18 protein-coding genes are annotated in these 18,144 nt (G+C 60.6%); 5 read left to right on the forward strand and 13 right to left on the reverse strand.

Features of this window, described 5'->3' with window-relative positions:
* Positions 1-164: 164 nt before the first annotated feature.
* Positions 165-1,100, reverse strand: coding sequence for a WD40 repeat domain-containing protein (locus tag O9Z63_RS12510; RefSeq protein ID WP_270125562.1), 936 nt, complete (start codon positions 1,098-1,100; stop codon positions 165-167).
* A gap of 152 nt (positions 1,101-1,252) precedes the next feature.
* On the opposite strand from O9Z63_RS12510, the gene O9Z63_RS12515 reads away from it, so the two are divergent.
* Positions 1,253-1,897, forward strand: a complete 645-nt coding sequence (locus O9Z63_RS12515) for a 4'-phosphopantetheinyl transferase superfamily protein (RefSeq protein ID WP_270125563.1) — start codon at positions 1,253-1,255, stop codon at positions 1,895-1,897.
* 112 nt (positions 1,898-2,009) lie between these two features.
* The gene (locus O9Z63_RS12520; RefSeq protein WP_052381502.1) at positions 2,010-2,618 is read left to right on the forward strand and encodes a redoxin domain-containing protein; all 609 of its coding nucleotides are present in this window, start codon (positions 2,010-2,012) and stop codon (positions 2,616-2,618) included.
* Positions 2,619-2,733: 115 nt separating this feature from the next.
* Here O9Z63_RS12520 and O9Z63_RS12525 read toward each other — a convergent pair whose 3' ends face one another.
* The 12 genes from O9Z63_RS12525 to O9Z63_RS12580 form a co-directional block, all read right to left on the reverse strand.
* Entirely contained in the window at positions 2,734-4,218 is a 1,485-nt protein-coding gene (locus O9Z63_RS12525) for a S41 family peptidase (RefSeq protein WP_270125564.1), read from the reverse strand.
* Positions 4,219-4,357: 139 nt separating this feature from the next.
* Complete coding sequence (locus O9Z63_RS12530; protein ID WP_270125565.1) at positions 4,358-5,233, reverse strand: transglutaminase-like domain-containing protein; 876 nt, start codon at positions 5,231-5,233, stop codon at positions 4,358-4,360.
* Positions 5,234-5,427: 194 nt separating this feature from the next.
* Entirely contained in the window at positions 5,428-6,000 is a 573-nt protein-coding gene (locus O9Z63_RS12535; RefSeq protein WP_270125566.1) for a DUF1572 domain-containing protein, read from the reverse strand.
* A gap of 31 nt (positions 6,001-6,031) precedes the next feature.
* Entirely contained in the window at positions 6,032-6,889 is an 858-nt protein-coding gene (locus O9Z63_RS12540) for a DUF5694 domain-containing protein (RefSeq protein ID WP_270125567.1), read from the reverse strand.
* A 137-nt stretch (positions 6,890-7,026) separates the two neighbouring features.
* Complete coding sequence (locus O9Z63_RS12545; RefSeq protein ID WP_270125568.1) at positions 7,027-7,590, reverse strand: hypothetical protein; 564 nt, start codon at positions 7,588-7,590, stop codon at positions 7,027-7,029.
* A gap of 131 nt (positions 7,591-7,721) precedes the next feature.
* A complete protein-coding gene (locus O9Z63_RS12550; RefSeq protein ID WP_270125570.1) occupies positions 7,722-8,147 on the reverse strand; it encodes an FEKKY domain-containing protein in 426 nt (141 codons plus the stop codon).
* Between the two features lie 258 nt (positions 8,148-8,405).
* Positions 8,406-8,792: a hypothetical protein gene (locus O9Z63_RS12555; protein WP_270125571.1), complete on the reverse strand. Its 387-nt coding sequence runs from the start codon at positions 8,790-8,792 to the stop codon at positions 8,406-8,408.
* Between the two features lie 10 nt (positions 8,793-8,802).
* The gene (locus tag O9Z63_RS12560; RefSeq protein ID WP_270125573.1) at positions 8,803-8,970 is read right to left on the reverse strand and encodes a hypothetical protein; all 168 of its coding nucleotides are present in this window, start codon (positions 8,968-8,970) and stop codon (positions 8,803-8,805) included.
* Between the two features lie 91 nt (positions 8,971-9,061).
* Entirely contained in the window at positions 9,062-9,481 is a 420-nt protein-coding gene (locus O9Z63_RS12565; RefSeq protein ID WP_270125574.1) for a hypothetical protein, read from the reverse strand.
* A 27-nt stretch (positions 9,482-9,508) separates the two neighbouring features.
* Positions 9,509-11,137: an acyl-CoA carboxylase subunit beta gene (locus tag O9Z63_RS12570; RefSeq protein ID WP_270125575.1), complete on the reverse strand. Its 1,629-nt coding sequence runs from the start codon at positions 11,135-11,137 to the stop codon at positions 9,509-9,511.
* Positions 11,138-11,336: 199 nt separating this feature from the next.
* Positions 11,337-12,341, reverse strand: coding sequence for an MlaD family protein (locus O9Z63_RS12575; protein ID WP_270125576.1), 1,005 nt, complete (start codon positions 12,339-12,341; stop codon positions 11,337-11,339).
* 58 nt (positions 12,342-12,399) lie between these two features.
* Positions 12,400-13,191, reverse strand: a complete 792-nt coding sequence (locus tag O9Z63_RS12580) for an N-acetylmuramoyl-L-alanine amidase family protein (RefSeq protein WP_408613544.1) — start codon at positions 13,189-13,191, stop codon at positions 12,400-12,402.
* A gap of 145 nt (positions 13,192-13,336) precedes the next feature.
* Between O9Z63_RS12580 and O9Z63_RS12585 the strand changes: the two genes are divergently transcribed.
* The 3 genes from O9Z63_RS12585 (at position 13,337) to O9Z63_RS12595 (ending at position 18,020) form a co-directional block, all read left to right on the forward strand.
* Positions 13,337-16,210: a putative LPS assembly protein LptD gene (locus O9Z63_RS12585; RefSeq protein WP_270125577.1), complete on the forward strand. Its 2,874-nt coding sequence runs from the start codon at positions 13,337-13,339 to the stop codon at positions 16,208-16,210.
* 172 nt (positions 16,211-16,382) lie between these two features.
* A complete protein-coding gene (gene panB / locus O9Z63_RS12590) occupies positions 16,383-17,198 on the forward strand; it encodes a 3-methyl-2-oxobutanoate hydroxymethyltransferase (RefSeq protein ID WP_044016464.1) in 816 nt (271 codons plus the stop codon).
* A gap of 114 nt (positions 17,199-17,312) precedes the next feature.
* The gene (locus O9Z63_RS12595; RefSeq protein ID WP_270125578.1) at positions 17,313-18,020 is read left to right on the forward strand and encodes an RluA family pseudouridine synthase; all 708 of its coding nucleotides are present in this window, start codon (positions 17,313-17,315) and stop codon (positions 18,018-18,020) included.
* The last annotated feature ends 124 nt before the right edge of the window (positions 18,021-18,144 follow it).

An 18,144-nucleotide genomic window follows, 5' to 3' on the forward strand; every position in this document is an offset into this window, starting at 1 on the left:
ATGGATTCTGCCAGCAGGCACCCGCCGCGGCTTGGCGGCAACAGCCGTCGGACCGGTGGCCGGTTGCGCCATCTAAACGACGATGTGCCAACATCAGCATATATCAACCGGTCAGATGGCTCGCGCCGTCGGACCGGGACCAGAGTGACAAACCGTGCTGGCGGTTAGTTTCCGCTGCTAAGCTGCCACACGGCCAGGCTGCGGTCGTCGCTACACGAAACTAGCCTATTCTGCCTTCCCGGCCAAAACAACTTGTTGACGGAGGTGCCGTGGCCGGCGTGGCGCGCTTTGTCCAGCACGCGCAGCAGCTGCAGCGTTTCGGCGTCCCAGAGCTTGATGCTTTTGTCCATGCTGCAGGTGGCCAGCAGGGAGCCGTCGGGGCTGAAGGCGAGGTGGTTGATGGTGAACAGGTGGGCCACGATGCTGAGCTGCTCGGCGCAGTCGGCGGCCAGGTCCCAGCGGCGCAGGTGGGCGTCGCGGCCGGCCGTGAGCAGGTAGCGGCCATCGGGCGAGTAGGCAGCCGTGAAGATGGAATTGGTGCCGCCCTCCCACTGCCGCCGCACGGCCAGCGAGTCGGCATCGAGCAGGCGCAGCTGCCAGTCGGAGCCGCCCACGGCCAGCTCGTTGCGCTCCTCGTGCAGGGCCAGGCAGCGCAGGCTTTTGTCGGAGAGCCGCAGCAGGGTTTCCACGCGCCAGTCGGGGGCGCGCAGCACGGCCAGCGTACCGTCGCCGAGGGCCACGTACAGCCGTTGGCGCGCTTCTGAGTACACCATATCGAAGATAGCCGCCGGGGGCAGCGCTGTGGCAAACGCCAGCTTCTTCTCGCTCAGGCTGATGCCCTGCACGCCCTGGAAATTGTGGCCGATGAGCAGCAAATCGTGTTGCGGCAGGTGCAGCAGGGCGTACACCGAGTTTTCCACCTTCGCCACCAGCTCGCCGTCCTGCGCATCCTCAGCGGCGCGCCAGGCGGCAACTAGGCCATCGGCGCCGGCCGAGTAGAACGTGTCGGAACCGGGGGTGCCGGCCAGGGTGTAAACGCAGTCGAGGTGGCCGGTGAGGGCCGTGAGCTTGTGGGCCTGCGGACGATGGAGAAACGGCATAAGCAGAAGGGAAGAGCGCAAAGGTAGGCAGGTAGCATAGGCTTTCATGTAGCATAGGCTTTAGCCTGTGCCGGCCCAGGTAGCTCCAGCTAAAATCTGTCCTCCCGGAACGGCACAGGCTAAAGCCTATGCTACCTGCCTACCTTTGCCCCATGCCGCTTCACTCCCTCACTCCCCTATCCGGCCATGCGCTGCTGGGCTTGTGGCAGCTCACCGAGCCGCCGGAAGCGCTCTGGCCGCTGCTGCCGCAGCCACTGCACTATACGGCCCGCTTCCCGCAGGGCCGCCACGAAGACCGGGCCCGGCAGTGGCTGGCGGGCCGGGTGCTGGCCCATCAGCTGCTGCGCGAGCTGACCGACGTTCCCGCCACTCTGCACAGCGACGCCAACGGCCGCCCGTACTTCGCCGAACTGCCCGCCTGGGGCGTGTCGTTGTCGCACTCCGGCGAGTGGGTGGCGGCGGTGGTGGCCCGCGACGCCGCAGTTGGCATAGATATTGAATTGGAACGCCCCAAAGCCCTGAAGTTGGCGCCGCGGTTTCTATCGGAAGCCGAACGGGCCGACGCTGGCAGCGACGCCGCCAAGCATAGTGTGTACTGGAGTGCCAAGGAAACACTGTATAAGCTGCACAGCCGCCGGGGCCTAGTGTTCAAGGAGCAATTGTTGCTCGACCCGTTCAGGCTGCGGGAGGCAGGTGTGTTGACGGGACACCTGCTCCTCGAAAACTCCCGCAGCCAACACCAGATCCATTATCAGCGCCCGGCTCCCGATTACGTACTAACTTACTGCGTGGAGTAACTGAGTAGTGGAGTAGCTGAGTAATTTGTTGTCTCTAAGAACAAATTACTCAGCTACTCCACTACTCAGTTACTCGCTACTCAGCTACTCCTTTACTCAGTTACTCTCTCCCATGTCCATTCGCCGAATTTCCATCCTGGCTGCCGCCACGCTCCTGTTTTGCACGGTTGCGGCTGTTGGGGTGGCCCGGGCCCAGGGCGGGCGCACCGTCAGCGACTTCAGCCTGCGCAGCGCCACCAACACCGAAGTAGCTCTGAAAAGCTACGCCGGCAGCAAGGCCGTGGTGGTGGTGTTCCTCAACCCGAACTGCGCCTACTCCAAGCTCTACCAAAACCGGCTTGCTGCCCTGAACACGCAGTTTAGCGGCCGGGGCGTGCAGTTCCTGTTCATCAATGCCCCCATCAACCTCGAAGCCAGCGCCGACATAGCCGAGGCTGAGAAGCTGAAAATCAAAGCCACCGCCGACCTGCCCCTGCTCACAGACGAAGGCCAGAAGGTCAGCGCCCTGCTGGGAGCCACCAAAACGCCCGAAGTGGTGGTGCTGCAGCCCGTCGGCGACGGGTTTGCCGTGCGCTACAAAGGTGCCATCGACGACAACCCGCTGGTGGAAAGCGACGTGCAGGAGCGCTACGTGCAGCAGGCCCTCACCAACCTGCTGGCCGGCCGCCCCGTGGGCGTAGCCGACAAGCGCGGCGCCGGCTGCCTGATTAAGCGCAACTAGCCGCCCCTCCTACAATAGCCTAACGGGCCGGTTGCGCCACTGCGATGCAGTGGCGCAACCGGCCCGTTTTCGTTTATCAGGTGCTGAAAACAGCGTTTCCGCTGTAAACCAGCGCTTACTTGGCTGCCCGGGCGGCAATCAGCTCCAGCACAGTGGCCAGGTCCCGGTCGTGGCCCTGCACGAGGTCGGCGGCGGAGTACGTGACGGGCACGGTGGGCAGCACGCCCCGGCCGGTATCGGGGCCGGCGGGTATCTGGTGCACCACCCGATACACCGGGAAGTGGACGAGCTGCCCGGTTTCGGGCAGGCGCAACCGCCCCGAGAGCATGGCGTTGGAGCCCGCCTCACCGCCCCCGGTTTCCTCACCTACCACCGTGGCGCCGGCGCGGTGCTTGAGGTAGGCGGCCACGTAGCTGGCCATCGAGAACGTGCCACCGTTGGTGAGGACGTACACCGGCCCATTGTAGTGCAGCTGGCGGCTCGGCCGAAACCGGAACACAAACTGGTGGCGGCCCCGCTGCCAGGTCTGGAGCGGGTTGGTGCTCATCAGGCCCGGGGTGGCCCGCTCCCAGAAGCCCATTGCCAGCTGCCGGCGCACCTTGCGCTGCTCGGGGCCAGTTTCAAACACAAACTGGAACGGGGCCGGCAGCAGGTAGCGTAGCAGCGCATTGCCCCCAAACGCCTGGCCGCCGCCGTTGTCGCGCAGATCGAGCACCAGGGCACGCACCGGCCGTTGCTGCAGCGCCCGGAAGGCGGCTTTGTAAAACGACTTCTGCGAGCCGCTGAGCGTGTTCAGGTCCAGCACCGCCACAGACGAGTCCTGGGGCAGCAGGCGCAGGCTGTTGCTGCCGTGGCGCTGCAGTAGCCGGCCGGGCGCGGGCTGGCGGGCGGCCCGCGCCTGCTGGTTGGCCTGGGCGGTATCCACGTCGGCGGCCGTCAGGCGGAGCGTCCGCTCGGTGCCGTTGGCGGCGCGCACCTGCAGCACGTGTTCCTCGGGCAGCCCGAAGGCGTTGGCGTAGTAGGCGTAGGTGTTGCGGCGCACGGCGTTGAGGGCGTGCGTCTGGTTGAGGCCGTCGGAGGGCACTTGGCGGAGCATGCCCTGCAGCACCTCGGGCGCCGGGCGCTGGTTGAGGGCCAGCACTTCGTCACCGGGCTGCAGCAGGCCGGGGCGCAGGCCGGGCGTGGCCACCACCACCAGCCGCCCCGCTACCGGCGCCAGCTGCAGCGGCAGCACAAACGGCGTAGCGCGCTTAGCCGCCGCCTGTGAGGCTTCCGAGGCCTGCACCGCGGTATGGCCGCAGCCCAGCGCCGCTACGTAGGGCCGCAGCAGCGCCCGAAACTCCCGCTCGGTGAGGGGCTGCGTAAGCTGGGCCTGCACTGCGGCCGCGCAGGAATCGAGGTAGGCGGGCGAATGATAAGTGCGGGCGCCCAGGTGGCCGGCCTTCACGGTCTGGTGCAGCACCTCCAGGTCGTGGCGGAGTTGGGCGGGCGTGTACTGGCGGGTGAGAGCCGAAACAGGCGCGGTCTGCTGGGAAAAAGCGGGGGCAGCGACGCCGAATCCGCTCAATAATACACCCCAAAAGCGAGAAGAGAAACCCATGGCACAGAGGCAGTCTGGTTGATGGAAGCAAGATATAGGCGCACATAAATATAAGCTGGTGAATTCCACTGAAGCGCACGAAAAAGCCTCCGAACCGTAGATTCGGAGGCCTGACCGGCAATTGAGTAAGCAGCCGGGGCTACTCTTCTTCCTCGGGGGCAGCTGGCGGTGTGGCCGGCTCGTCGGTGAGGATGGTGAGCAGCTGGGCCACTTCGGTGGCCTTGGCCGGCTCCTGCAGCTTCTCGAAGCTGAGCTGCAGGTTGCGCAACGCCCGCCGCACGATATCGAGGTGCGAGCAGGGCTCGTAGAAGATGTCGTTGGACGTGAGGTTGAGCTGCACGATGTAGTGCTCAATATCGGTGCGGGTCAGGATCAGGCCCCGGTTGTAGCAATTGATGTAGAACGGCTCGATAAGGGGCGTTTCGGGCCGGAAGGTGAGCACGAACAGGTTGGGCAGGTTCACGCCGAACACCGGCAGCTCCAAGCGCTGGGCCACCAACAAGTAAATCACGCACAGCGTGAGTGGGTTGCCGCGCCGGGTTTCCAACACCCGGTGCAGCATGGAGTTGGCCGGCGAGTGGAAGTTCTGGGTGTTGGCCGCAAACTTGTGTACCCGGAACAGCACGTGGTTGAGGGCCTGCACCTGCTCAGTAGGCAGCATATCGGGCCGCAACAGGGTCCAGACCTCAAACCGCAGCTGCTCGATAGCCTTGTTGAGGCTCTGCAGGTCGGCGTCGGGGTATTGGTAGCTATTGAGCAGCCACATGCCTTCCAGCAGGTTTTCGCCGCCCGAGTCGCGCCACACGCGCAGGCGCTGCTGCAGGCCCTCAAACTGCAGATGGTGGATCAAATCTTCGAGGCGCTGCTGCTGCTGCGAGTCGAGGGTTTCTTCCCAGCTTTCTTCCAGAAACGGAATGATGGTTTCGCCCAGGCTCTGAATTTTCTCCTGAATCTGCGGGGCAATTTCCGGATCGTCGAGCAGGGAGATGAGGGCTTTGATTTCTTTATTGGTCATAAAGCAGCGGGAGCAGCGGCGGCGGGGCGGCAGAAGTCAGAAAGAGCAAAGAAACGCATCCGGGGCGGGAGTGCCGCCAGGAGCTATCCGGAAATAACAGCCAGCCCGGGCCGATTTGTTCAATTTACGGCGGTTTTAGCCCGGGTTTGCTGGCCGTGCCCGTCCGTGCCGGGCCGCCCCAGCTGGGGCCGGCCTTATTCGGGCTTGCGGCCCAGGTACTCGTCGGTGAAATGAGCCCGGTGGGGCTCCTGCGCAAACTTCTCGGCGTTGTACGCCGCCGACGTGCCGCGCGGAATTGACAACGACTGCCACTGCCCCGCCCGCACCAGCTTCCCGATGAACACTATTTGCCCCACGTGGTACGGGTAGTGCGCCAGCTGCCGGTTGAGGGCCTCCGTGATGGTATGGCCCTGGTTGCGGATGTACACCGGCTGGTCCCAGTTGTCGGGCGTGAGCGAGTCGAGGGCGGCCAGCAGGCAGCTCCAGCCTGCTTCCCAGCGCGCCAACACCTCGGCCCGGGTGCCCAGGTCGTTGTCGAACTCGGCCTCGCGCTGCCGCCAGGGCTTCTCGCCGTCGGTGGTCAGGAAATCAGTCCAGCGGGAGAGCATGTTGCCCCACAGGTGCTTCACGATGGTGGCTACGCTGTTGCTTTCGGCATTGGGCTGCCAGAACAGGGCTTCGTCGGGCAACTGGGCAAACGTCTGGTCGCCGAGCAGCTTGTAGTACTCAAACTGCTTGCGGGCGCTGGTGAGGTAGTCGGTATCCATGATTTCAGGCGGTGAAGGACGACAAGCCGGGCTACTTCTTCAGGTACTTCCGCGACTCCACCACCCGAAACTCCGGGTCGCTGGCGAAGATGCTTTGCAACGAACCAATATGCGCCGCCCCAAACAGGGCCAGCACCCGCTTCGGCCGGGCCGCCAGGGCCTGCGTCACGATGTTGGAGTAGATTTTATAGTCGCGGTTCTTGAACACCGAAATCAGCTCCGCCCCAATGTATCGGGGGTTCACGAAGGCCGTATCCACGGCTGCATCGGGGTTGGTAAAGCGGCTGTTCGTCACCCGCGCTGGCGTCACGTAGCGCAGCCGGTACACTAGGTTATAGAGCTCCGGCTGATTGATGGCGGCCAGATAGCGGGACAGCGGCAGGCTGCCATCTTCCATTCCGGCTCGCTTGGCCCCGGATACTTTGCTCAGCTCCGCACCGGCCTGTTGGTACAGCGCAATGTTCTGGCCAGTACGCAAAATGCCTTGGGAAGTGCCGCCCGGCGCATTCGCGCAGTAGATTCTGGGCAGCTGCAGCTGCTTGCCTAGCCGGAACGCCACCTGGTATATCTCGCTGCGGCCGCCCGGTAGCGCGGCCAGATCCAGCTTATCTTGGCGGTATAAGGCGTAGAGGCTGTCGATACGGGGCTGCTGCTCGGGCAGGGCTTCCACCATCACCATATCGGGGCGGTAGCGGGCAATAGCGGCCGTGAAGCGGCTGATTTCCTGCTGGCCCCGGGGCGTCAGCACGTCGGTTGCGGGCTTATCGGCTTTGTAGATCTGGCTGAGATGGTCGCAGCCCACAATCATCACCTCGGCGGGCGGGACCGACTGGGCGAAGCTGGTGGCGCCAAGTGCCAGCGCCAGCGGGAGCAGTATAGAGGCTTTCATAGTGCAATAGATAAACAGAACATACAGGTAGCGGCCAAAGCCAGCCGACTCCGGTGATTACACCACATAGATAGATAATTTTCCGGCCGTCGGTGTAAGCAGCTGAGTTGGATAACAGATGGCCGCAATGGCCGGCCTTAGTCCATGACCAGGGCCGTCACCTGCTGACTCCGCCAGTACGCCGACAAGTCCCGCAGCATCTGCAGCTCCTGGGCCGACTGAATCACGACCGGAAACGCCGCTTCCCGCGCCGTGCCCTTGTAGGTGAGCACAATGTTGCCGGCGCCCGAGCTTACGCCGCGCCCCCGAACCGCGCCGGCATACTGGTCCGATGTCACGACAATGCTCTTCAAGTCCCGGACCGCAATGGTCTGGTCGGCCAGCACCACCAAGTCCTGGCTCAACCGGATGGTGCCCGACGCCTGCCGCGGCCCCATCCGAATTACACGTGCAGCTTTCAGCCGGTAGAGCAGCGCCACAACCAATAGCCAGGCGGCGGCAGCGGCACTCGTTGCCCATAGCAGCGCCTGCAGTGGGCCAAGCAAGCCACGGGTACTGGTGGTAGCGGCCCGCTCGCCCATCACCCGGACTCCAAAGGCCGCCATAGCAAACGAGCCTAGCAGAAAAATCCCCGTGTAGTGCACGGCCTTCACCCAGCGGGGTGGTTCAGCGCGCAACAACAAGCTTACCGGCTCAGCCATACAGCCATTATGAATATACCTGAGTGGAACAAGGCCCATCATTTGGGCTGAAGCGGCGGGTGCTGAAGACACTGTTGAAACGACGAGTGCTGATATGGGCCCGGCGGACGTATCGGGCTGCAGCCGCGGGCTTACCGTTGCGCTTTCTTCCATTCCCTGAAGCCAACTACATCTTTGCGGACTGTTCTCAGCCATTGGCGGCCATATTTTTCCGTCAGGTAGTGGAACACCTGCTGGTTGTACAACACCACGCATTCCTTTACCGACCCTGTGCAGCCTTCTTCGCGGTAGAATACGCCATAGGAATTTTCAAATACAGTGTCTGCTGCAAAGGATTGCGGGGCAAACCCACTCTGCAAAATCAGAAACGGCAAGTGGTTGGCAATATCTGCCGCAGCCAAGGAGGAGGCCCTACTACAGTCCGCGCTGGAGAAGGTCAGCTGGTTGGCGCCCGACGCGTTTGCTTCCGCGTCTGTCACTATCCGGCGCTGACTCAATGCCACCGCCGGCACCAGCAGCCATAAGCCGATAAGTTGCACCGTGTTGAATACCCGCATGGCTGTTGCCCTTTACACTCGAATTACGTTAACATATATCTCTTTTCCAGCAGACGCGTGGTTATCGGCGTTGACACCCAGGAAAGTGGCGTCGCAGAGTTTCGGCAGCCGCGCTTGGCTGCCTAGAGTATAGCCTGCGCCGTTTCAGCCTCATAAGAGGTAGAGAGTCCTCATCATCAACCAGTCAATGAGCTACCCATAACAGTAACGGCCCGCCGCTTCGCGGGAAGCGGCGGGCCGAAAACAGAAAGCTGCGATTCAATTCATGTCTACTTTCTCTACTGTAATTGTATTACGAATATAGTTTAGCATAATCAAGTCAATAATCACCATCAGTATCCTGTATAAATAGAACTCAATATTGTATGAAGAATCATCCATCGTTTCATTAAGAAAACGCCCCACCAAACTCAATGCAGGGCCAACTATCATCGTAATAACCAACCACCACTTCAGGTTTATAAGCGCATACTTATGCTTGGCAACAACCATAAATAGCAGGGCAGCCATCCATATCAGGCGAGCAACATCAGTTACATTGATTCTCTTTGTCAGCACGTAGCAGGATAGTAGCAGGCCAACGACTAAAACAGCTACTATTACCCAGTAGACAACAGCATTGCTAAAAACAGTTTTCTCTTTCATAAGTATTGAGTTACCCAATAATTCCTCGCGCCTGAATCATGCCTATGCTATCCGCCTTTTCAATCAGCGTGTAGTTGACCATGCTGATGCCTTGGAAAATGACTTTGCGGGATTTTAGCAGCCCCTGCAGCAGCGAGAAGGCGGTGGTAGTTTTATCTGCGCCGTTGCAGCCGGCCAAGAGGCAGAGAGTTTTTCACAGATTTATAATAATAAGGCCAGCTACATTTAAATAATAACTGGCCGTAGCATCCATGATCATTGTGACTCAATTAATAATCAAAACTCCCAGCAACATCGTCCCAAGGCAGATTTTTCATTTGCGCTACTACATCCATGTTTATTGGCAAAGCGAAATAATCCTGATACCATACGACAGCCAACGCAGAGAAATCCATCCATGAATTTTTAGCTGGTTCATGATGCCATAGCTCAACTATACATTGTATAGCGGGTAAGGCCGCTGGCTTCCCGAAGCGGTACCATTTTTTGTACTCCAAAGGCTTCTGCGTAGGCTCGATCAGATATATCTCATGCATATGAAATAGCTTTCTCGCAGCGTCCAGCGAGTCATGTAATATCCGAGCATTCATTTTCTCCGTAGGCAATCCTCCTATCACGCCTGAATAGGTAGCCGTCTGATGTAGCCCTTTCATAACAACGATCTTCCCGTTACCGACTTCGATATTCATACGATCTAGGCCTGTCAGACTTTATCCTCACACCTGAATAACGCCCACATTGTACGCCTTTTCAATCGGGGCATGGTTGGCCATGCTGATGCCTTGGGAAATGACTTTGCGGGTTTCCAGAGGGTCGATGATGGCATCTACCCAGAGGCGGGCCGCTGCGTAGTAGGGCGAGAGCTGCTCGTCGTAGCGGGCTTTGATGCGGTCCAGCAGCTCCTTCTCAGCTTCGGGCGTGATGACTTCGCCTTTGGCTTTCAGGGACGCTACCTGAATCTGGAGGAGCGTGTTGGCGGCAGCGGCGCCGCTCATTACGGCCAGCTGGGCCGTGGGCCAGGCCACGATGAGGCGTGGATCGTAGGCTTTGCCGCACATGGCGTAGTTGCCGGCGCCGTAGCTGTTGCCGATGACCACCGAGAATTTGGGCACTACGGAGTTGCTCATGGCATTCACCATTTTGGCGCCGTCCTTGATGATGCCGCCGTGCTCACTCTGCGAGCCTACCATGAAGCCCGATACGTCGTGCAGGAACACCAGCGGGATGCGCTTCTGGTTGCAGTTCATGATGAAGCGCGCCGCCTTGTCGGCCGAGTCGGAATAGATGACGCCGCCCATCTGCATGGCACCCTTCTTGGTCTTCACGATTTTGCGCTGATTGGCCACGATGCCCACGGCCCAGCCATCAATGCGCGCCAGGCCGCAGAGCAGCGTCTGGCCGTAGAGGTCCTTGTAAGGCTCGAACTCCGAATTATCGACCAGCCGGTTGATGATGTCCATCATATCGTAGGGCTTAGCGCGGTCGGCGGGCAGCAAACCCAGGATTTCGGCCGGGTTTTCCTTGGGGGCGGCGGGCGTTTTGCGCGAGAAGCCGGCCGTGGCGTGGCCGCCCAGCTTGTCGAAGATGTTGCGGATGTGGTCCAGGCACTCCTCGTCGGTGCTGAACTTGTAGTCCGTCACGCCCGAAATTTCGGAGTGGGTAGTAGCGCCGCCCAGCGTCTCATTATCGATGGATTCGCCGATGGCCGACTTCACCAGGTAAGAGCCCGCCAGGAACACCGAGCCGGTGCCGTCCACAATCATGGCCTCGTCGGACATAATCGGCAGGTAGGCCCCGCCGGCCACGCAGGGGCCCATAATGGCGGCCAGTTGCACGATGCCCATGCTGCTCATTACGGCGTTGTTGCGGAAGATGCGGCCGAAGTGCTCCTTGTCGGGGAAGATTTCGTCCTGCATCGGCAGGTACACGCCCGCCGAGTCCACGAGGTAGATGATGGGCAGCTTGTTTTCGATGCTGATTTCCTGGGCCCGCAGGTTCTTTTTGGCTGTAATCGGGAACCAGGCGCCGGCCTTTACGGTGGCGTCGTTGGCCACTACCACGCACTGCCGGCCCTGCACCCAGCCAATGACTACCACCACGCCGCCCGAGGGGCAGCCGCCTTCCTCCGGGTACATCCCCTCCCCCGCAAACGCCCCGATTTCCACGGTTTCCGAGTCTTTATCAAGCAAATACTCGATTCGCTCCCGGGCCGTGAGCTTGCCCTTGGCTTTGTGCGCGGCAATGCGCTTCTCGCCGCCGCCGAGCTGCATTTTCTCCAGCCGCTTTTTCAGCTGGAAGTTGAGTTGTTTGAGGCTGTCTTCGTTTCGGTTGAATTCGAGGTTCATTGGGGTGGGAATGGGTGGTGGGCACTGTCATCCTGAGCTTGCGAAGGATCTTATCACGTTCGAATTGCCGCAAGACGTTTCGTTCAGCCGTTATAAGGTCCTTCGCAAGCTCAGGATGACAGGGGAATGCAGAACAAAAAAAATCCGCCCCTCGCGGGGCGGATTCAAAGGTAAGAGGATTGCCGTTTGCGGCCGATACCTACTTGTTGGTCGTTTTGGTTTCGGTTTCCACCGTGGTGCCGTTGGGCTTCACGGTAGTGGTTTCTACTTCCTTCTTGGTCTTGTCCTTGCCGCCGCCGAACACCGAGAAGTGCACGTAGCGCTTGGGGTTGGCCTGGAAGTCGGTGAGCAGCGTGTTGGTGCTGGCGGCCGTGGCGTTGAGGTTGTTGTAAAGCGTAGTGTCGTTCATCAGCTTACCCAACGAACCTTTCTGGTCCGACAGCGAGCGGTTGAGCGTGGTCATGGTGCCTTGTGCCTCCGTCATGGTGGCGTTGAGCTTGCGCATGGCAGGGCCCACGGGAGCATTCTTCAGCGAGTCGCTGAGGGTAGAAAAGTTGGTGGCAATCCGGTCGAACTTGGCGCTGGTCTTATTCAGCTCCGAGGTCAGGCGGGCCATGTTGGTGGTAATCTGGTTGATGTTGCGCTGGTTCATGATCAGCAAGTTCTTCAGCGCCTCGGTGCTCCCTTGGGCGTTGAGCAGGGTGGCCTGCAGGCTTACCTTCGCCTCTTTGCTCAGGAAGCCATTCACCTTCGTCAGCGTCGAGTCAACGGTGCCCAGCACCGGCAGGGCCTTGGCCTGGAAGGCGTCAGTGATGCTGGCCACGGTGTAGGATTTCAGCTCTTCGCCGCCGTCGTACACCTTGGAGTTGCGGCCCAGAAACAGGGTAATGGTTTTCGAGCCCAGCAGCGAACCACTCAGGCTGGCCACCGTCGAGTCGCCGACCACCACATCCTTCTGCAGCTCCACGGCCACTTTCACCTTGTTGCCTTCTTCCGGCAGCAGGCGCATTTCCTTCACCTGGCCCACTTTCACGCCGTTCAGAATCACGGGGTTGCCTACTGTGAGGCCGTCCACGTTGTCGTAGCGGGCATAGTAGGTGTGGTCTGAGGAAAGCAGATTGCTGCCCTTCAGGAAATTAAAGCCCAGGTACAGTGCTACCAGGGCCACGATGCCCAACAGGGCTACTTTGATTTCTTTCGACACGGTGGTCAAGGGTTAGTGAGAGGCGAGAGAAGGCCGCGGCAACGCGCGGTCTGGCGGGCTATTCCCCATTCATGGCCTCCAACTCGTTCTTATAGTCGCGGAAGGCCCGGAAGATACCCGAGGCCATATACGACTGATTGGTCTTATCGTTCAGGTAGGCTTCTTCCTGGCGGTTGGTCAGGAAGCCGGATTCAATGAGTACCGACGGCATGGTGGATTTCCAGAGCACCAGAAAACCGGCCTGCTTCACCCCGCGCGAGGTGCGTTTCACAGTCGTGCGGAACTGCTTATCCACTTTTTGGGCAAACCGAATGCTGTTCACGATGTGGGCACTCTGGTAGAGCGAAAACAGAATATGGCTCTGCGGCGAAGTCGGGTCGAAGCCGTTGTAGCGTTCCTTATAATTGTCTTCCTGCAGAATTACGGCGTTTTCGCGCTTGGCCACCGACAGGTTGGCGTCGGTCTTGTGCGGGCCCATGGTCCAGACTTCAGTGCCATAGGCGCCGGGGGCTGCAGCGTTGCAGTGCACCGAGATGAAAAGGTCGGCATTGTGCTTATTGGCAATGCCGGCGCGGTCGGCCAGCTCCACGAACACGTCGGTTTTGCGGGTGTAGACAACCTTTACGCCCGGCATCGAATCCTCTATCTGCCGGCCCAGGGCCAGAATAATTTTCAGGGCCACGTCGGCTTCGCGGGCTTTCACGCCCGCGCAGCCCCGGTCTTTGCCGCCGTGGCCGGCATCGAGCACTACGGTCCGCAGGTGGTAGCCCTGCGGCTTAGTCGAAAGAACAGGACGTGGGGCCGGGCCTTCCGGCGCTACCGCCGCCGGAGCACCAGAAAAACAGAGCAACCCCAGCAAACACAACGTGACAATATTCCGCACAGACTTCGTTAGTGAAGAGCAGCGACGCGCTACCTTTGCAAACCGCCACAAAATAAACGAATAAAACTACGTGGCCGTACCCGAGCCCTTGCCGACCGATACGATTATTTTTATGCGCGGATTTATTCTGCGGGGCCTGCGGGCTACCGGGCCAGCTGTGTTGTGCCTGCTGGCGGCACTCGGACTATTGAATTTCACGGCCCAGGCGCAGGCCCCTACCCCGCGCCGGCAGCAGGCCACCTCGGTGCCCGCCGACGTGCGCCGCCCCGCCCAGATTCTGCGCGCCGACACAACCCGCTCGGGGCTGCAGCGCCCCCGCTCCGGCACCGCCGCCGACACCAGCGGCTTGGTGCGCCGCGGCACCTCCCCCGACTCGCTGAACGTGGCCGCCGGCGCCCGCAGAGGCGGCGTGGAAACCACCGTGAAGTACGCCGCCAAAGATTCCATCCGGTTTGTGGTAGGCGAGAAAAAGGCCATTCTGTATGATGCAGCCAGCGTGAACTACGGCGAGATGGACCTGAAGGCCAACCGCATTACCGTCGACTACAGCAACAACCTGCTCACGGCCGAAGGCACCCAGGACTCCACCGGCAAAACCCGCGGCCGTCCCGTGTTCAAGAACGGCGCCGAAACCTACCAGGCCGGCCGCATCAACTACAACTTCAAGAGCAAGAAAGGCAAGATTGCCGACGCCGTAACCCAGCAGGGCGAAGGATTCGTGCACGCCGAAGTCATCAAGAAAAACCAGTTCAACGAAATCTACGGCCGCAACGGGCGCTACACCACATGCAACCTCGAGCACCCGCACTTCTACATCAACGCCAGCAAGATGAAGGTGATTCCGGGCCAGAAAGTGGTAACCGGCCCCTTCAACCTGGTGATTGGCGGCATCCCCACGCCACTGGGGCTGCCGTTCGGCTATTTCCCCTCGCCCAGTTCCACCCGCGCCTCGGGCCTGATTATCCCTACGTTCGGGCAATCCACGGACCGGGGCTTTTTCCTGCGTAATGGCGGCTACTATTGGGCCGCCAACGACAATATCGGCGTGCGTTTCACCGGCGACGTCTACTCGGGTGCGGGCCAGCAGTTCGGTGGTTGGCGCGGCCAGGCCGAGATGCAGTACATCAAGCGCTACCGCTACAATGGCCTGCTGAGCTTCGAATTTTCGTCGAGGCCCGCCGAGCGGCTGCTGCAGGAAGACGGCGTGACGGCCTCGGGCGCGGTGTTTCGGCAGCCCCGAAGCCCCAAAACACTATGGCTGCGCTGGAGCCACTCGCCTACCCCGCGTCCCGGCGGCGGCCGGTTCTCGGCCAGCGTGAATGCTGGCAGCTCCGACTACAACCAGCAGAACTCGTTTGAGCCGCGCCGCTTCCTGACGCCGGCTTTCTCCTCTACCATCAGCTACAGCAAGCAGCTGCGCAACGCGCCCATCAACTACTCGCTGAACCTGAGCCAGACCCAGAACACGCAAACCGGCGAAATGAGCTTCGTGCTGCCCGACGCCACGGTGCAGGTGGCGCGGCAGTACCCGTACCAGTGGCTGGGCATTTCGCCGAGCGGCAAATTCTACGAGCAGTTGTCCTTCTCCTACTCGCTCACGGGCCAGAACAAGGTCACGAACACCCAGGCGGCGCGGCAGCTCACGGGCGTGCCGCTGCTGGGCGGCACCAACGCCGGTAGCGTCATCCCGATTAAGCTCGAAAATATTGCGACTCTGCTGCGCAACTCCCAGACCGGCCTGCGCCACGACTTCCAGATCCAGCTGGGCAGCTACAACGTGCTCAAACACATCAACGTCAGCCCAGCCATCAGCTACAACGAAGTCTGGTATTTCAAGCGACTGGATTACAGCTATAACCCCGTTGCTCAGGCAATCCGGGTAGATACCACCACCAGCTTCAACCGCCTCTACACGGTATCGGGCGGCGTGAACCTGGGTACCAACTTCTATGGCACACTAAACCGCAAGGGCACGCGCAAAATCCAGGCAATCCGCCACAAGGTTACGCCCAACATCAGCTACCAGTACGCGCCCAACGCCAACCCCGACTACCGCCAGAGCCTCAACCTGCCGCTGGGCACCAGCCTCGATGGGCAGGGCCGCTTGGTGGATTCGCGCATTTTCTCGCGCTACGAAGGATTCCTGTACGGCACGCCCGCCGGGCAGCGCCAGAGCCAGGTGAGCTTCTCGCTGCAGAACGCCGTGGAAATGAAGGTGCGCAACAAGAACGACACCACCGGCACCACGCCGTTCAACAAAGTCAGTTTGATTGACGGACTCGACTTCAGCGCCGGCTACAACTTCCTGGCCGTGGGCCCAAAACTGAGCCCGCTCAGCGCCACGTTCCGCACGCAGATAGCCAAAAAGCTCAGCGTCAACATCACCTCGTCGTTTGACTTCTACCAGCGCGACACCTCGGGCGTGACCATCGACAAGTTCCTGTTCGACCAGGATAACCGCCGCCTGACGCGCCTCACGTCGGCTTCGCTGCAGCTGAACTACCAGTTCAACCCGGCGCAGAACCCGAACAAGAAAAGCAACATACCGCGCGCTGTGGCCCCCGTAAATGACCCCACGCTCGGCAACCCCAACCCTATCAACCCCTACGAGGACTACGTGGACTTCGAGCTGCCCTGGGAAATGACCACCGGCTTCTCCATTCTCTACGTCGATCCGGGCGTGCGGCCTTCGCGCGGCACCTACGTGCGTACCCGTGCCTTTACCACGGCCGCCCTCAACCTGAGCGGCTCCGTGAAGCTGACCAGCAACACCCGTGTCGGCTACACCACCAACTACGACTTCATCAACAAAAACCCGGCTTTCACTTCGCTGGACATCTTCCGCGACCTGCACTGCTGGCAGATTACGGCCAACTGGCGCCCGTTCAGCGGCTACGGCCAGGGCTACTTCGTGACCATTGCCGCCAAGTCGGCGCTGCTGCAGGATCTGAAGCTGAACCGCAACCGCACGTTCCTGAACTATTAGATTCGGAGAGTAGCGCGAACTACCAGGTTCGCGCTACTGCTGTGCCAGCTCTGTGCGTGCGTAGCGGCTGCGTTTGGCCGGCTTATTTCTGAAAAATCCGCAGCTTTGACCTGCGGCTTCAGCCGGCATTTTTCTGTTTGCACCTCCCCACGCTCCTAATACCCTCACCACCATGTCTCAGCACAAAGAAGTCAAGCTCGTGACCACCCATCAGCTGCTGGCTATGAAGCAGCGCGGGGAGAAGATTTCCATGCTCACGGCCTACGATTTCTCCATGGCCACCATTCTCGACGGTGCCGGCATCGATGTGCTGCTCGTCGGCGACTCGGCCTCCAACGTCATGGCCGGCCACGAAACCACGCTGCCCATCACCCTCGACCAGATGATCTACCACGCCCAAAGCGTGGTGCGCGCTGTGAAGCGTGCCTTTGTGGTGGTGGATATGCCGTTTGGCTCCTACCAGGGCAATTCGTCGGTAGCGCTGCAGTCGGCCATTCGCATCATGAAGGAGTCGGGCGGGCACGGCATCAAGCTGGAAGGCGGCGCCGAAATCAAGGACAGCATCACCCGCATCCTCACGGCCGGCATCCCGGTGATGGGCCATCTGGGCCTCACTCCCCAAAGTATTTATAAATTTGGCACCTACACCGTGCGGGCCAAAGAGGAAGCCGAGGCGCAGAAGCTCATCGAAGATGCCCTGCTGCTGGAAGAAATCGGCTGCTTTGCCCTAGTGCTGGAGAAAATCCCTTCCTCACTAGCCAAGCAGGTAGCCGAGAAGCTCACCATTCCGGTTATCGGCATCGGCGCCGGCCCTGATGTGGACGGGCAGGTACTGGTAGTGCATGACATGCTGGGCATCACCAAGGAGTTCAAGCCGCGCTTCCTGCGCCGCTACGCCGACCTGGGCGACATCATGCACGAAGCCGTGCAGCGCTACATCCAGGACGTAAAAAGCCGTGACTTCCCGACCCAGGAAGAAGCATATTAAATCAATTATCCTGTCTGTCATTCCGAGCGAAGCGAGGAATCTGAAGTAGCCTGTTTGCTATAGGAGCCAGATTCCTCGCTCTGCTCGGAATGACAGCCTTACTTTTTCCTCAGAGTGAATCGTCCGAATCTGTGGTCGGAACAGAAGGAAATTCTGTTCGAAGACAACCATCTGCTCGTTATCAACAAGCCCGCCGGCCTGCTTGTGCAGGGCGACGCCACCGGCGACGAGCCCCTTTCGGCCAAGGCCGAGGAATACCTACGCTTCAAGTACAAGAAGCCCGGCGCCGCCTTCGTGGGCGTGGCGCACCGCATCGACAGGCCCGTGAGCGGCATTGTGGTGCTGGCCAAAACCAGCAAAGCCCTGAGCCGCCTCAACGAAATGTTCCGCGACAACAAGATGCACAAGACCTACTGGGCCCTCACCGGTATGTGCCCCAACCCGCTCAGCGGCCACCTCACACACTGGCTGGTCAAGGACCCCATCCGCAACACCACCAAAGCCTACCCCGAGCGCCACGGCCAGGGCTTGAAATCGGAGCTTGACTATCAGGTGCTGGGGCAGGCCGGCAACCGCTGGCTGCTGCAGGTGAACCCCATTACGGGCCGCCCGCACCAGATCCGGGTGCAGCTGAGCACCGGCCTGGGCACGCCCATCGTCGGCGACGTGAAGTACGGCTTTATTGCCCCGCTGCCCGACGTGAGCATCGCCCTGCACGCCCGCCAGCTGGAGTTGCAGCACCCTGTCACGAAGGAAAACATGGTGCTGGTAGCGCCCCTGCCGGATATGCCGCACTGGGAAGCGGCCCAGGCCTACTACTAACGGCCGGAGAGTACAATCAGGAAGAGGTGAGATTTTCGTTGCGGCAGCCCCAGTAAGCTACCACAACGAAAGCCTCACCTCTTCTTCCTTCTGCCCCACGCTCATAATCCAACAACATTTTGGC

The sequence above is a fragment of the Hymenobacter yonginensis genome, assembly GCF_027625995.1.
Classification (GTDB): Bacteria; Bacteroidota; Bacteroidia; order Cytophagales; family Hymenobacteraceae; genus Hymenobacter; species Hymenobacter yonginensis.

Coding starts and splice junctions, on each gene's coding strand:
- O9Z63_RS12510 (WP_270125562.1), bottom strand. CDS start 1,100: ATGCCGTTTCTCCATCGTCCGCAGGCCCACAAGCTCACGGCCCTCACC.
- O9Z63_RS12515 (WP_270125563.1), top strand. CDS start 1,253: ATGCCGCTTCACTCCCTCACTCCCCTATCCGGCCATGCGCTGCTGGGC.
- O9Z63_RS12520 (WP_052381502.1), top strand. CDS start 2,010: ATGTCCATTCGCCGAATTTCCATCCTGGCTGCCGCCACGCTCCTGTTT.
- O9Z63_RS12525 (WP_270125564.1), bottom strand. CDS start 4,218: ATGGGTTTCTCTTCTCGCTTTTGGGGTGTATTATTGAGCGGATTCGGC.
- O9Z63_RS12530 (WP_270125565.1), bottom strand. CDS start 5,233: ATGACCAATAAAGAAATCAAAGCCCTCATCTCCCTGCTCGACGATCCG.
- O9Z63_RS12535 (WP_270125566.1), bottom strand. CDS start 6,000: ATGGATACCGACTACCTCACCAGCGCCCGCAAGCAGTTTGAGTACTAC.
- O9Z63_RS12540 (WP_270125567.1), bottom strand. CDS start 6,889: ATGAAAGCCTCTATACTGCTCCCGCTGGCGCTGGCACTTGGCGCCACC.
- O9Z63_RS12545 (WP_270125568.1), bottom strand. CDS start 7,590: ATGGCTGAGCCGGTAAGCTTGTTGTTGCGCGCTGAACCACCCCGCTGG.
- O9Z63_RS12550 (WP_270125570.1), bottom strand. CDS start 8,147: ATGCGGGTATTCAACACGGTGCAACTTATCGGCTTATGGCTGCTGGTG.
- O9Z63_RS12555 (WP_270125571.1), bottom strand. CDS start 8,792: ATGAAAGAGAAAACTGTTTTTAGCAATGCTGTTGTCTACTGGGTAATA.
- O9Z63_RS12565 (WP_270125574.1), bottom strand. CDS start 9,481: ATGAATATCGAAGTCGGTAACGGGAAGATCGTTGTTATGAAAGGGCTA.
- O9Z63_RS12570 (WP_270125575.1), bottom strand. CDS start 11,137: ATGAACCTCGAATTCAACCGAAACGAAGACAGCCTCAAACAACTCAAC.
- O9Z63_RS12585 (WP_270125577.1), top strand. CDS start 13,337: ATGCGCGGATTTATTCTGCGGGGCCTGCGGGCTACCGGGCCAGCTGTG.
- panB (WP_044016464.1), top strand. CDS start 16,383: ATGTCTCAGCACAAAGAAGTCAAGCTCGTGACCACCCATCAGCTGCTG.